Annotated in this window: 13 protein-coding genes; 11 read left to right on the plus strand and 2 right to left on the minus strand. The window is 67.3% G+C overall.

What is annotated here, in order from left to right:
- Positions 1 to 262, minus strand: a 262-nt coding sequence (locus tag BUB76_RS16555) for an IS5/IS1182 family transposase (protein ID WP_073130362.1), incomplete at its 3' end; no start/stop codon positions are given.
- Between the two features lie 554 nt (positions 263 to 816).
- Between BUB76_RS16555 and BUB76_RS16560 the strand changes: the two genes are divergently transcribed.
- Positions 817 to 4,695 carry a chemotaxis protein CheB gene (locus BUB76_RS16560; protein ID WP_073130366.1) on the plus strand — a complete coding sequence of 1,293 codons (3,879 nt, stop codon included), beginning with the start codon at positions 817 to 819 and terminating at the stop codon, positions 4,693 to 4,695.
- The gene (locus BUB76_RS16565; RefSeq protein ID WP_175550333.1) at positions 4,692 to 5,045 is read left to right on the plus strand and encodes a response regulator; all 354 of its coding nucleotides are present in this window, start codon (positions 4,692 to 4,694) and stop codon (positions 5,043 to 5,045) included. The genes BUB76_RS16560 and BUB76_RS16565 overlap by 4 nt, the downstream gene beginning before the upstream one ends.
- A 9-nt stretch (positions 5,046 to 5,054) precedes the next feature.
- Here the strand turns inward: BUB76_RS16565 and BUB76_RS16570 are convergent, their stop codons facing one another.
- Positions 5,055 to 6,002 carry a LysR family transcriptional regulator gene (locus BUB76_RS16570; protein ID WP_073130374.1) on the minus strand — a complete coding sequence of 316 codons (948 nt, stop codon included), beginning with the start codon at positions 6,000 to 6,002 and terminating at the stop codon, positions 5,055 to 5,057.
- A gap of 141 nt (positions 6,003 to 6,143) precedes the next feature.
- On the opposite strand from BUB76_RS16570, the gene BUB76_RS16575 reads away from it, so the two are divergent.
- From BUB76_RS16575 to BUB76_RS16615, 9 genes are all read left to right on the plus strand, one after another.
- Positions 6,144 to 7,109 carry a VOC family protein gene (locus tag BUB76_RS16575; protein WP_073130377.1) on the plus strand — a complete coding sequence of 322 codons (966 nt, stop codon included), beginning with the start codon at positions 6,144 to 6,146 and terminating at the stop codon, positions 7,107 to 7,109.
- 3 nt (positions 7,110 to 7,112) lie between these two features.
- Positions 7,113 to 7,757, plus strand: a complete 645-nt coding sequence (locus BUB76_RS16580; RefSeq protein ID WP_073130380.1) for an alpha/beta hydrolase — start codon at positions 7,113 to 7,115, stop codon at positions 7,755 to 7,757.
- Positions 7,754 to 8,809, plus strand: a complete 1,056-nt coding sequence (locus BUB76_RS16585; RefSeq protein ID WP_073130385.1) for a maleylacetate reductase — start codon at positions 7,754 to 7,756, stop codon at positions 8,807 to 8,809. Before BUB76_RS16580 ends, BUB76_RS16585 begins: the two co-directional genes overlap by 4 nt.
- Before the next feature lie 28 nt (positions 8,810 to 8,837).
- Positions 8,838 to 10,118, plus strand: a complete 1,281-nt coding sequence (locus tag BUB76_RS16590) for an ABC transporter substrate-binding protein (RefSeq protein WP_073130388.1) — start codon at positions 8,838 to 8,840, stop codon at positions 10,116 to 10,118.
- A gap of 64 nt (positions 10,119 to 10,182) precedes the next feature.
- The gene (locus BUB76_RS16595) at positions 10,183 to 10,905 is read left to right on the plus strand and encodes an ABC transporter ATP-binding protein (RefSeq protein ID WP_073130391.1); all 723 of its coding nucleotides are present in this window, start codon (positions 10,183 to 10,185) and stop codon (positions 10,903 to 10,905) included.
- Positions 10,905 to 11,612, plus strand: coding sequence for an ABC transporter ATP-binding protein (locus tag BUB76_RS16600; RefSeq protein ID WP_073130394.1), 708 nt, complete (start codon positions 10,905 to 10,907; stop codon positions 11,610 to 11,612). The genes BUB76_RS16595 and BUB76_RS16600 overlap by 1 nt, the downstream gene beginning before the upstream one ends.
- The gene (locus tag BUB76_RS16605) at positions 11,609 to 12,472 is read left to right on the plus strand and encodes a branched-chain amino acid ABC transporter permease (protein WP_073130398.1); all 864 of its coding nucleotides are present in this window, start codon (positions 11,609 to 11,611) and stop codon (positions 12,470 to 12,472) included. The genes BUB76_RS16600 and BUB76_RS16605 overlap by 4 nt, the downstream gene beginning before the upstream one ends.
- On the plus strand, positions 12,472 to 13,518 hold the full coding sequence (locus tag BUB76_RS16610; protein ID WP_073130403.1) for a branched-chain amino acid ABC transporter permease: 1,047 nt from the start codon (positions 12,472 to 12,474) through the stop codon (positions 13,516 to 13,518). Before BUB76_RS16605 ends, BUB76_RS16610 begins: the two co-directional genes overlap by 1 nt.
- A gap of 37 nt (positions 13,519 to 13,555) precedes the next feature.
- Positions 13,556 to 14,101: a nuclear transport factor 2 family protein gene (locus BUB76_RS16615; RefSeq protein ID WP_214607550.1), complete on the plus strand. Its 546-nt coding sequence runs from the start codon at positions 13,556 to 13,558 to the stop codon at positions 14,099 to 14,101.
- The last annotated feature ends 7 nt before the right edge of the window (positions 14,102 to 14,108 follow it).

Genomic DNA, 14,108 nt, shown 5'->3' on the forward strand with positions numbered 1-14,108 from the left:
TCTTCTCGCCGTGCTCGGCAGCCAGCCCCGCCATCATCTTCGCGAAGATGCCTTTGTCGCTCCAACGCTTCCAGCGGTTGTAGAGCGTCTTGTGCGGGCCATATTCCTTCGGTGCATCTCGCCAGCGCAAGCCATTGCGATTGATGAAGATAATCCCGCTCAGGACGCGTCGATCATCGACGCGGGGCTTGCCATGGGACTTCGGGAAGTAGGGCTCCAGACGCGCCATCTGCGCATCGCTGAGCCAGAAGAGATCAGACATGTCACCGCTCAGTTTTCTGGCGGTGAATCACGCCCTTCCGCTCAGATCAATGGGTCCTGAGCCTAAGCCCTGCCGCCGAAATCGCCGGCGCGCATAGGGCTCGGGCACCGCGCAATCCGATGGGATGGAGAGGCCCCCTATACCTGCCGCTACGTCATTTTTGTGGAGTAGCGCGGCGAGATCCATCACGTCGGCCCCTTCCCCGCTGGCCGCCGGCCGTCAGGAAATGCACGTCTGCCCGAGTGCCGACAAAGGCAACGGGAATCCGCCGGAGGCCGGCGGCCGGGGCGGTGATCGAGATTGCCGGCGGCTTATTCCGGGTGCTCCGATCACATCCACAGGCCCATGCCGCATTTACAACTCCGGAGTGCGGGGGTTTATTCCGCCCGGCCATGGCCTGACCGCAATCGGAAGACTTTCCGGAACGACCAACGTGCATTCGCCCGCGAGAATTCGTTTCAATAGCGTCTGGATCTTTGGCCGCGATCTTTGAGGGTTTCGTTCCCACCACCCCCGTGCGAGGATCGGGCTTCATCGAACAACCGGGAGCCGACGTGGCGGGCAGCGATACATTGAGGGGCGTTGTTGGCGTCGGGGCCTCTGCCGGGGGGCTGGAAGCTTTGAACGAGCTTGTCGCCGCGATCCCCGAGGGCAGCGGGCTGGCCTTCGTGGTCGTTCAGCACCTGTCGCCCGATCATCCGTCGATCATGGACGAATTGCTTTCGTCGCACACCGCCCTGCCGGTGCGGAAGATCGAAGACGGCATGGAGATCTCGCCCGACCAGATCTTCGTCATCCCGTCCGGGCCCGCGCTGGAAGTCGTCGACGGACGGTTCCACCTTCTGCCGCGCGACGACCGCAAGGGCATCCGGACACCGATAGATGTCTTCCTGACGTCGCTGTCCGAGGCCTATGGCGAGGACGCGTGCTGTGTCATCCTGTCGGGGACCGGCACGGACGGAACCCTTGGTCTCAAGGCGATCAAGGCCGGCGGCGGCGTCGCCATCGTTCAGGAGGCGGCATCGGCCCGGTTCCCCGGGATGCCGGACAGCGCGGCGGCCACGGGGGTCGTCGATGCGCGCCTGCCGGCCGGCGACGTGCCGGCCAACCTGATTTCGCTGCTCAATCACCGCGACGAAGTCCGCAACGGACACCGCGGCGACGCCGTGTTCACGACGATCGAGGCGCGGCTGGACCAGATCCTTGAGCTGCTGGCGGCCGAGGACGGCCAGGATTTCTCGAGCTACAAGCCGGGCACGCTGGTGCGACGGATCGAGCGGCGCATGATGCTGCGGATGAAGCACGACATCGATGATTACGTGGAGAATCTCCGGGCCGACCCGGACGAGCGGACCCGCCTGCTTCAGGATTTCCTGATCGGCGTGACGCGCTTCTTCCGTGATCCGAAGGCCTTCAATGCCCTGACAGGGCAGGTCATCGCGCCTTTGCTGGATCGTGACCAGGACAAGTTCCGCGTCTGGGTGCCGGGCTGTTCCACCGGAGAGGAAGCCTACACCATCGGCATCCTGTTTTCCGAAGCGTTGCGCAAGGCCGACGACCGCCGTGAATTGCAGATCTTCGGCACCGATATCGACCTCAACAGCCTGCGCCATGCCCGGGCGGCGATGTATTCGGACGCCGCGCTCGAGGGGATGCCCGACGCATTGATCGAGCGGTATTTCACCGCGCAGGAGGGCTACCACCAGGTCGGTCATCGGCTGCGCGAACGGGTTGCCTTCGCGCCGCACAACCTGCTGCGCGATCCGCCATTCTCGCGCATCGATCTCATTTCGTGCCGGAACCTGCTGATCTATCTCAATGCGGACGGTCAGAATTCGGTAATGCCACGGTTCCACTACGCGCTGCGGAATTCCGGTTTCCTGTTCCTCGGGCCCTCGGAATCCGCCGATGGCCGGGGCACCTATTTCTCGGCCGTTTCGCGCGAACACAGGATCTACCGGCGCAACGACTCGGCATCGGTGGGCTTTTCGGCTTTGACCGGCCGGCGTCCGCCGCAATCGGTGATGCCCCAACGCCATATCGACACGACCGAACCGATCTCCTTCGGCCATCCGCCCAAGAGCCTGGATTATGAATCCAGGATCGACCAGATGTTTCTCGAGCGGCACGCGCCGCCCTTTTTCGTCGTCAATGCCTCGGATGAGGTGAGCTATCTTTCGGGAACGCTGGGCCCTTACGTGCGTCCGGCGAAAGGAGCGCTGTCGGCGAGGGTCGAGGATCTTTTGCTGCCGGAGCTGCGGTCCGTGGTGCGACCCTTGGTGGCGCAGGTGCGCGACGAGGGCGGACCGAAGACCGAGATCGCGGTGATCACGGTGGACGAGCGGTCGCAATGGCTGCGAGTCACCGTCGACCGCCTGCCGTTCTCGGATGGCGACGCGATGATCGTGCTTCAGCAGGTCGAGCGCGTCAGCGAGGCGCAACCCGCACAGACGCAAAGCCGGGCCGACCCGATGCGGGCCGCCGAAGAGGAACTGTCATCGCTGCGCCGGCGCCTGCACAGCGCCGAGGCCGGACACGCCGCGTCCGAGCAGGAGCTGCGCAGCGCCAACGAAGAACTCCTGTCGATGAACGAGGAATTGCAGAGCTCGAACGAAGAGCTCGAAACCTCGCGCGAGGAATTGCAGTCCATCAACGAAGAGCTCGAGACGATCAACGCCGAACTGTTGGAGAACAACGCGCAGCTGAACGAGGCCAATTCCGACCTGAAGAACGTCCTCGACAGCACCGATATCCCCAAGCTGATCCTGGCCCAGGGCCTGATCGTGCGGCGCTTCACCCGCAGCGCCCGTGACCTGCTCCATATCGACGACCGGGATGTCGGACGGAAGGTCACCGACCTCAAGTGGCGCATCGACTATCCCGAGCTTGCCGACGATGTGCGCCAGGTCGAAGAGACGCTCCAGGTGGTCGACCGTGAAATCACCAATTCCGCGACCGACGAATACTACCAGGTCCGGGTCCGGCCCTACCGCAGTATCGACGACCGGCTGGACGGCTGCATCATCACCTTCTTCGACGTCACGCGGCGCAAGCGGGCCGAGCTCGAACTGCGCGAAAGCCGCGAAAGGTTGGCGGCCGCGCTGGAGGCCGGTGAACTGGGCGTGCACGTGTACTACCCCGAAACCGGCACGCTGATCTGGGACGACCGGATGCGCGAAATCTGGAACGTCGCCGAGGACCGCGAGATCGACTACGAGCTGTTCCTCGACCGGATTCACCCCGAGGATCGGGGGACCACGCAGAAGGCCGTGGATGCAGCGTTCGATCCGGACGGGGACGGTAAATACGTGGCCGAGTACAGGGTCCTGCAAGCGGATGGCCCACCGAAATGGGTGCGCGCCGATGGCAGCGTGCGGCGCCAGAATGGCGCGCCCGACCGCCTGGTGGGTACCGTCCGGGATGTGACCGAGCGGCACGAGGCCGAACAGCGGATGCAGGAATACGCCGCCCGGCTCGAGCTGACCTACGAGGTCACGGGCATCGGCGCCTGGGAGTGGCACATGGAAGGGGATGTCTCGGAGTGGACCCCCAACATGTTCGACATTCTCGGGGCGCCACGCGATGCGCAGCCGTCGCTGACGATGTTCTCGGAGTTCATCCTGGACGACGATCGCGACCGGGTCATGGGCGAGCTCGAGGCCGCCGTCGAAAGCGGCGAGCTGTTCGACACGCAGTTCCAGATCCGCCGCGGAGACGGGGAAGAGCGTGTGCTGATGGCCAAGGGGCGGGTCATCTACGATCGCTCGGGCAAGCCGGTCAGCATGATCGGCATCAACTACGACGTGACCGAGGAGGTCGAGAAGGAAGCGCGGCGCGATCTGCTGACGAACGAGCTGAACCACCGCGTCAAGAACTCGCTCGCCACGATCCAGTCCATCGCGTCGCAGACCATCCGCCACGCGCCCGACATGGCGACGTTCAAGAAAAGCTTCCTGGGCCGCGTTCGCGCGATCTCGCGGGCGCATGACCTTCTGATCAACGGGGAAACAACCGAGGTGACGGTCGCCGACATGGTGGCGACCCAGATCGAACCCTACGCGTCGCGCGCCGACGACAAGGTTGAGACCCGGGGCCCGCGCATCCTGCTGGGGCCCAGCGTCGCACACGCCCTTGGCCTGGTGCTGCACGAGCTGGCCACGAATGCCTCGAAATACGGCGCGCTGTCGACCGGGGCCGGCCGGATCGAGATCACGTGGGAGCCGACGACGCGCGACGACCTGCCGGCGGTGCGGATCGTCTGGCGCGAAACCGGTGGCCCGCCCGTGACCGAGCCCGAGCGGTCCGGGTTCGGGTCGGTCCTCATGAAGGAAACCCTGTCGTACAGCATCGGCGGATCAACACAAATCGACTACGGCGCCGATGGCATCGTTGCGACGATCGAATGCACGCTGCGTTCGGGAGACGAACGATGACGCAGCTGGTTCTGGTGCTCGAGGACGAGGCGGTGGTCGCCATGGATATCGCCGCCGAGATCAAGGACGCCGGCTGGCGCGTGCTCGGTCCGGCGGGCACGCTGGAGCGCGCCGGCGAGTTGCTGGAGGTCGAGCGTCCGGCCGCCGCGATCCTCGACGTCAACCTGGGCGGCAAGCGGTCCATCGACCTGGCGCGACAGCTGCGCGACGATGGCGTGGCGATCCTGTTCCTGACGGGCTACGCGCCCGGGGTGATCCCCGACGAGTTGTCGGAATGTCCCATCCTTCCCAAGCCGATCGACCTGGACGCATTGGTGCGCCAGCTGGCCGAGCTCGCACCGCGGGACTGACGGCCCGCTCTACGGCCCCCAGACGATCGAGGTCTGGTGGCGTTCGATCGCGGCGCGCAGGGCGTCGAACTCCTTCAGGATGTGGTTGGCCAGTTGCTCGGCCGCGGGCAGCCGGGCCTCGCGCGCGCGCAGGATGCCCAGGGATCGCGGCGGTTGCGGGATATCGAGCGGCAGCACGGTCACCTGCCGGTCCTTGCGGTGCGCGAAACAGACCGAGTGGGGCAGGATCGTCAGCGCGTCGGTTTCTTCGAGGTAGTTCAGCACCGACAGCAGCGACCCGCCGGAATAGCGGATACAGACCTCGGGCAGGTCGAGGTTCAGCAGGATCGTGTGCAGGTCGGCCAGCAGCGGCGAGCCGGGCAGGGGGGCGATCCACGGATAGTCCGCCACGTCGGTCCGGTTGAGCGTCTTGCGCCGGAGCAGGGGGTGACCCACCCGGCAGGCGACCACGTTGCGCGCCTTCAGGATGGGAGTGAAGCGGAACTCGGGCTTCGACTTCATCGCGCCCAGCGGACAGATCGCGAGGTCCAGCCGCTTGGCCGCGATGCTGGTTTCCAGGTCCTTCAGGTTGCCATAGCCCTGCTCGACCAGGATATCCGGCGCGATCCGCTGGAAGCCGCCGATCATCCCGCTGATGAAGGCGTCCATGAAGAAGGGCACGCCCGCGATCCGGACCGTGCCCGCCGACCCGGCGCGGAAGCTGCTCATCGCCTCGGTCGCCTCGCGCGATGCTTGCAGGATCACCCGGCCGTGGCGGGCCAGCTCGCTGCCGATGAGCGTCGGGGCCAGGGGGCGGCGGCCCGGCTGGAACAAGGGTTCGCCCACCCGCTTCTCGAGCGCCGAAAGGGTGCGCGAGACGGCCGGCTGCGACAGGCCCAGTTCCTCGGCCGCGGCGGTGACGCCGCCGTATTCGATGACGGCGGCCAGGTGGACCAGGTGCTTTTCCTCGAACTTCATAACGGATTGTTATGTCGTTTTGAGCAATTTGCATAGCGCGGCGTCGAACCCGGCGTATCTTTCTTTCCCACAGGTGGGCTGTTGCGCAACTTTCAACTGCCGGCCCGCCAAGGTCATACGGACGTCAGGGAGGACGCGCACGTGAGCAGCATCAGGGGCTACCACCATCTGACCATGAGCACCGACGGTGCGCAGGAGGATTTCGACTTTTTCACCAAGACGCTCGGCCTGCACTCGGTCAAGCGGACGGTGCTGTTCGACGGGACCATCCCCGTCTACCACCTGTATTACGGGTCCAAGAACGGTGACGAGTCGACGATCATCACCACCTTCCCGTTCCGCAAGCCCGGCGTCTACGGCCGCCGCGGCACCAACCAGTCGAAGATCGTGCAGCAGGCGATCCCGGTCGGCGCCTCGGACTACTGGGTGAACCGGTTGGGCGAGCACGGCATCGAAGCGAAGACGAGCAATCGCTTCGGCATCGACCGGGTGGATTTCCGGCATCCCTGCGGGATCGAGATGCAGCTGGTCGAGAACCCCGGCGACATGCGCCCGTCGATCGTCAGCGAAGAGGCAGGCGTCACGGCCGAACACGGCATCAAGGGCATTTACGGCGGCGTGGTCGCGGTCATGGACAAGACCGCCATGGACGACTTCCTGACCATCGCGCTGCCCATGAAGAAGATGGCCGACGACGAGAACGGCATGGCCTACGAGGTGCCGAACGCGAACGGCCCCACCAGCGTCGTCGAGGTGATGGAGATCCGCGACGAGGCCCAGGGCACCTGGACCCTGTCGGGCGGCACCATCCACCACTTCGCGCTGAACACCGGCGACGAAGAGAACCAGATGAACCTGCGCGCCCATATCGAGGGTCTGGGGTTCACCGACATCTCGGAACAGAAGGACCGGATGTATTTCAAGTCGTGCTACGTGCGCAGCCCCGGCGGCGCGCTGTTCGAACTGGCCTGGACCGTGCCCGAGGGCTGGGCGCGCGACGAGCCCGCCGACGCCATCGGCCAGACGCTGGTGTTCCCGCCCTGGTTCGAGGACCGCAAGTCCGAACTGATCGAGGGACTCGAGCCCGCCAGCTTCCAGGACGCCTGAGGCTTGGCCGAGCTGGTCACATCCGGGGCAGACCCCGCGACGGCCCGCGCCGTCGCGGTGGTGCTGCACGGGCGCGGGCAGACGCCCGGCTACATGCTGGAGGCCGTGGTGTCGCGGCTGAGCACACCCGACCTGCACTGCGTGTTGCCCGCCGCGCCCGGCGAGGGCTGGTACGACGCCAAGGCGGTCGAGGCGCTGAGCGCCGACACCGAGACCCAGCTTATCGCCGCGCTGGACCTGGTGGCCGGGGCCGAGGCGGCAGCGCGCGCGGCCTGCTCGGGCAAGCCGCTGATCCTGATCGGATTTTCACAGGGTGCCTGTCTCGTGATCGAGCACCTGATGCGCGGCGGGCAGGCGGACGCGGCCGCCATGCTGACCGGTTGCCGCGTCGGTGCGGCGACCGACGATCTGCCCCGCGCCGAGCTGTCGGGACTGCCCGTCTACTGCACCAATGGCGACGCCGATCCGTGGATCCCGACCTGGGCCTTCCAGAAGGCGGTCGCCGATTTCATCACCGCCGGCGCGCGGGTGCGCAGCGACGTGCTGCCCGGCCGCGCCCACGAGATCGCGGCCCCCGAGATCGCCGCGCTGGACGCGCTCTGCGCTGCCATCGCGGACGGCACCGCTCCGTTCGGAGATAGCCCATGACCCCGTTCGTCTTTCCCGGCATCCTGACGCGCGTGGTCTTCGGCCGCGGGACGCTTGCGCAGACCGGCGACGAGGTCGCGCGCCTGGGGGGCAAGCGGGCGCTGGTTCTGACCACGCCGCCCCAGGCCGAAGACGGCGCCGCGCTGGCCGACCGGCTGGGTGACATGGCCGCCGGCACCTTCACCGAGGCCGCCATGCACACGCCCGTCGAGGTCACGGCCCGCGCGATTGCGGCATTCGACGCGGCGGGCGCCGACTGCGTGGTGTCGCTGGGCGGCGGGTCGACGATCGGGCTGGGCAAGGCCATCGCCACCCGCAAGGGCTGCGATCACGTGGCGATCCCCACCACCTATGCCGGGTCCGAGATGACCGACATCCTGGGCGAGACCGAGGGCGGCGAGAAGACCACCCGCCGCGACGCCTCGATCCGCCCGGAGACGGTGATCTACGACGTGGACCTGACGCTGGGCCTGCCGGTGGAGCTGTCGGTGAAATCCGCGCTGAACGCCTCGGCCCACGCGATCGAGGCGCTCTACGCACCCGACGCGAACCCGGTCACCAGCCTCATGTCGCTGGAAGCCCTGCGCGCCATTCGCGACGCGCTGCCCGGGCTGCGCACCGCGCCGAAGGATCCCGAGATCCGGGGGCAGCTGCTTTACGGTGCATGGCTGTGTTCGACCGCGCTGGGATATGTCGCCATGTCGCTGCACCACAAGCTGGCGCACGTGGTCGGCGGTTCGTTCGACATGCCCCATGCCGACACCCACGCCATCCTGCTGCCCCACACGGCGGGCTTCAACGCCGGCGGGACGGACGCGCTGGACCCGGTGGCCGACCTGCTGGGCGGCTCGGTCGGCGGCGGGCTGTGGGACCTTGCTAGGGACGCGGGTGCGCCGCTGCGGCTGGCCGACCTGGGCCTGACCGAGGCCGACCTGGACCGCGCCTCCGAGATCGCGCTGAAGAACAAGTACGAAAACCCCCGGCCCTTCGATCGGGAGGATATCCGGGGACTGCTGCAGGCCGCATGGGAGGGTAGGCGGCCTGCAGCGTGACAAACACACCGAGGGAGGAGAGACCAAAATGCTGACCAGAAGACGCCTGCTGAAATCCGCGGCCGCCACCGGCCTTGTCACCAGTGCCGGCGGGCTGGCCGCGCCTGCCATCGCGCAGGGTGCGCCCATCCGCATCGGCTATGTCAGCCCGCAGACCGGCCCGCTCGCGGGCTTCGCCGAGGCCGACGCCTTCACCATCGACGCGTTCAACCGCATCGCCGCCGACCAGGGGCTGAATGTCGAGGTGATTGTGAAGGACAGCCAGTCGAACCCCAACCGCGCCGCCGACGTGGCGCAGGAAGCGATCATCGACGACGAGATCCACCTGATGCTGGTGGCTTCGACCCCCGAGACCACGAACCCCGTCTCGACCGTGGCCGAGAGCGAGGGCATCCCGACGATTTCCACCATGGCGCCGTGGCAGCCGTGGTTCATCGGCCAGCAGGGCAACCCCGGGGATCCGTCGGGCTGGCGGCCGTTCGAATATGCCTTCCACTATTTCTGGGGGCTGGAGGACGTGATCGCCGTCTTCACCAACATGTGGGACCAGCTCGACACCAACAAGGTGGTCGGCGGGCTGTTTCCCAACGACGCCGACGGCAACGCCTGGGGCGATCCGAACGTGGGCGTGGCGCCGGGCTTCGCGCAGGCGGGATACGAGACCGTCGATCCCGGCCGCTACCAGAACCTGACCGACGATTTCACCGCGCAGATCAACGCGTTCAAGCAGGCCAACGCCGATATCGTGACGGGCGTGGTGATCCCGCCCGATTTCACGACCTTCCGCAACCAGGCCAGCCAGCAGGGCTTCAACCCCATGGCCATCACCGTGGCCAAGGCCATCCTGTTCCCGCAATCGGTCGAGACGCTGGGCGAGGCGGGGCACAACCTCAGCTCCGAGGTCTGGTGGTCCGCGAACCACCCGTTCACGTCCTCGCTCACCGGGCAGGGCTGCATGGAGCTGGCCAACGCCTTCACCGAGGCGACGGGCCGGCCGTGGACCCAGCCCATCGGCTTCATCCATTCGCTGTTCGAAACCGCGGCCGACGTCATCACGCGCGCCGAGGATCCCACCGACCTGGACCAGCTGCGCGACGCGATCGCGTCCACCCAGCTCGATACCATCGTCGGCCGGGTGGAATGGAACGGCGCCGGTGTGCCCGATTTCGCCGCCGAGAACGTGTGCAAGACGCCGCTGGTCGGCGGACAGTGGCGGCGCAACGACGACGGCAGCTTCGAGCTGGTGACCGTCGACAACACCACCGCGCCCGACATCCCGACGCAGGGCGAAATGCAGCCCCTGTCGTGATCCCTTGCGCCCGCCCGGCACCCCGGGCGGGCGGCAGACCCGGTTTTTAACCCAGCGAGACTCCATGAGCCCGATCCTGTCGCTTCGCAACGTCACGAAAAGCTTCGGCGCCCTCACGGTGACCGATGACGTGACCTTCGACGTGCCGCAGGGGCAGGCGCTGGGTATTATCGGGCCCAACGGCGCGGGCAAATCCACGCTGTTCAACCTGATCACGGGCAACCTGTCGGCGGACGCGGGACGCATCGACTACGACGGGCGCGACGTGACGCGCGTGCCGCCGATGCAGCGCTGCCTGTCGGGGATCGGCCGGTCCTTCCAGATCCCGCAGCCCTTCGACCGGCTGACGGTGTTCGAGAACCTGCTGGTCTCGGCCACCCATGGCCGGGGCCTGCCCGAGCGCGCGGTCGAGGCGGATTGCGCCGCGGTGCTCGACCGGACCGAGCTGATCAAGGTCGCCAACCGGCCCGCGGGCGGTCTGACCCTGCTGCAACGCAAGCGGCTTGAACTGGCGCGCGCCATGGCGACCCGGCCGAAGCTGTTGCTGCTGGACGAGATCGCGGGCGGGCTGACCGAGGGCGAATGCGTTGCGCTGGTCGACACCATCCGCGCGATCCACGCCGAGGGGGTGACGATCATCTGGATCGAACACGTGCTGCACGCGCTCAACAGCGTGGTCGAGCGGCTGCTGGTGCTGGATTTCGGCAAGGTGATCGGCATCGGTGAGCCGGACACCATCATGGCCAGCCAGGAGGTGCGCGAGATCTACCTGGGGATCGAGGTCTGATGGCGCTGCTCGAGACACGCGGCCTCACCGCCCATTACGGAGATTTCCAGGCGCTGTTCGGCGTCGATCTCGACCTGGCCGAGGGCGAGACCATGGCCGTGATCGGCGCCAACGGCGCGGGCAAGACGACGCTCATGCGGTCCATCGCCGGCGTGCTGGCGCAGTCGCCCGACATGGTCCGTTTCGACGGGCGCGCGATCGGCGCCATGGCGCCCGACGACATCATGGCGGCGGGCATCGCCATGGTGCCCGAGGGCCGAAAGCTGTTCCCGTCGCTGTCGGTGGAGGAGAACCTGCTCATGGGCTGCCACCGCCGCAAGGTCGCCGGGCCCTGGAGCCTCGAGACCGTCTACGGCCTGTTCCCGATCCTGAAGGAGCGGCGCCACCAGCCCGGCACGGCGCTGTCGGGCGGGCAACAGCAGATGGTGTCCATCGGCCGGGCGCTCATGTCGAACCCGCGCGTGCTTCTGTGTGACGAGATCAGCCTGGGGCTCGCCCCCGTGGTCATCAAGGACATCTACGCCGCCTTCCCGCAGATCCGCGAGACCGGCGCCAGCATCGTGGTGGTGGAACAGGATATCGGGCAGGCGATGAAGGTCGCCGACCGGGTGCATTGCATGATGGAGGGCCGCGTCACCCTGTCCGGAAAACCCGGCGAGCTGAGCCGCGAGGCCATCCACGACGCCTATTTCGGGGCGGCGGCATGATCTGGGTCGACACGGTTCTTCAGGGCGTTCTTCTCGGCGGGCTCTACGCGCTTTTCGCGCTGGGGCTGAGCCTGGTCTTCGGCATCATGCGGCTGGTGAACCTGGCCCATGGCGACCTGATCGTGTTCGCCGCCTACCTGATCCTGCTGCTGGTCACGCTGCTGGGCCTCGGGCCCTTCATGGCCGCCATCGTCGCGCTGCCGATCATGTTCGCGCTGGGCTGGGCCTTGCAGCGGGTCGTGCTGAACCGGGTGCTGGGCACCGATATCCTGCCGCCGCTCCTGGTGACGTTCGGGCTGTCGGTGGTGTTGCAGAACGCCCTGCTCGAGGGCTTTTCCGCCGATAGCCGCCGGATCCCGGCGGGCTGGCTGGAAACCGCGTCGCTGCCCATCGGGCCCATCTCGCTGGGGGTGATGCCGCTGCTGACCTTCCTGTCGGCCATCGCGGTGACGCTGGCGCTGCAATGGGTGTTCTACCGCACGTCGCTGGGCCGGGCGTTCCGCGCCACGTCGGACGACCCGGTGACGGCCAGCCTGATGGGGGTGAAGCCCGCGTCGGTCTTCGCCAAGGCCACCGGCATCGCCATGATCGTGGTGACCATCGCCGCGCTCTACCTGGGCACGCGGGCGAATTTCGATCCCACCACCGGCCCCGCGCGCCTGATCTACGCCTTCGAGGCGGTCATCATCGGCGGGCTCGGGTCGCTGTGGGGGACGCTGGCGGGCGGTATCATCATCGGCGTGGCGCAGACCGTGGGCGCGCAGATCAATCCCGAATGGCAGATCCTCGCGGGTCATGTGGCGTTCCTGGTGGTGCTGCTGATCCGGCCGCGCGGGCTGTTCCCAAGGGCGTTCGACTGATGGCGGGCCAGACCTATACCGTTTCGACCCGCACGGCGGCGTCGCAGATCGCCGCGGTCGTCGCGCTGGTGCTGCTGGTCGTGGCCATCGCGCTGCCCGCATTCGCGTCGCGGTCGCTGATCCAGGACATGTTCTTCATCCTGACAATGCTGACGCTGGCGCAGTTCTGGAACCTGCTGGCGGGCTATGGCGGGCTGGTCAGCGTGGGCCAGCAGGCCTTCGTGGGCTTCGGCGCGTACATGCTGTTCGGCGGCGCGATCCTGTGGGGCGTGAACCCGGTCGCGGGGCTTCTTCTGTCGGGGGTTTTCGCGCTGATTCTGGCGATCCCCACGGCGTTCTTCGCCTTCCGCCTGCAAGGCGCCTATTTCGCCATCGGCACCTGGGTGGTTGCCGAGGTCGTGCGCCTGAGCGTGGCGCAGTGGAAGGCCGTGGGCGGCGGCACGGGCACGTCCCTGCCGCGCGATGCCCGCGACGCCATGTGGGGTGTCGAGTGGATCGAGGCGGCCTTCGACACGCGCTCCTCGGCGGCGCGCGACATCCTGGCCTACTGGCTGGCGCTGGCGCTGGCCGTGGCGACCATCGGGGGCATCTACTGGTTCCTGCGCACCAAGCGCGGGCTGGCCCTGGCCGCGCTGCGCGACAACGTGGACGCGGCCCGCTCGGTGGGCGTGGACAGCGCCCGGATGAAATGGGTGGTCTTCCTCGTGGCGGCCTTCGGTACCGGCATCGCGGGGGGCCTGATCTTCCTGCAGAACGGGCGCATCAGCCCCGACAGCGCCTTCTCGGTCATCGACTGGACGGCCTTCGTGATCTTCATCGTGGTCATCGGCGGCATCGGCACGATCGAGGGGCCGATCATCGGCGTGCTGGTCTTCTTCGCGCTGCAGACGCTGCTGGCCGATTTCGGGGCCTGGTATTTGATGGTGCTGGGCGGCCTGGGGATCGCGGTGATGCTGTTCGCGCCCGGCGGGCTCTGGGGGCTCGTCTCGGGGCGCACGGGAATCCAGCTGTTCCCCATCCGGCGACGGCTGGAGCGGCGCGAGTGATACGGATCTGACGACACCAAACTGGGAGGATTTGGAGATGACGGACAAGAACGGGATGACGGATCGCCGCACGGTCCTGGCGGGCGGCGCGGCCTTGGCCGGCGGCGCGGCTCTGGCGGGGCAGGCGGGCGCGCAGGACGACGCCGAGGCGGCGCGCAAGGCGATCGCCGAAAGCTATCTCAAGGCACTGGACGCGGGCGGCACGTCGCCCACCACGGGCCTCGGCCTTTTCGACCACTTCACCGACGACGCCGAGGTCTACTTTCCCAAGTGGGGCGTCGCGCGCGGCAAGGACCAGGTCGTGCAGATGTTTTCCGACGTGGGGGGAACGCTGAAGGGCATCACCCACCATTACGACGGCTTCACCTGGTACATGACCGGCACCGACAGCTTCGCGGTCGAGGGCACGTCCGAAGGGTCGCACCGCGACGGAACCTGGACCGCCGGCGACCCCGACTGGGGCGCGGGCCGGTTCTGCGACTGCTTCACGGTCCGGGACGGCAAGATCGCCCGGCTCTTTATCTATCTCGATCCCGATTACGCCGGGCAGGACACCGACCGCTACGGCTGGATCGAGACGTAACACCGCG

Source organism: Palleronia salina, assembly GCF_900141995.1.
Taxonomy (GTDB): domain Bacteria; phylum Pseudomonadota; class Alphaproteobacteria; order Rhodobacterales; family Rhodobacteraceae; genus Palleronia; species Palleronia salina.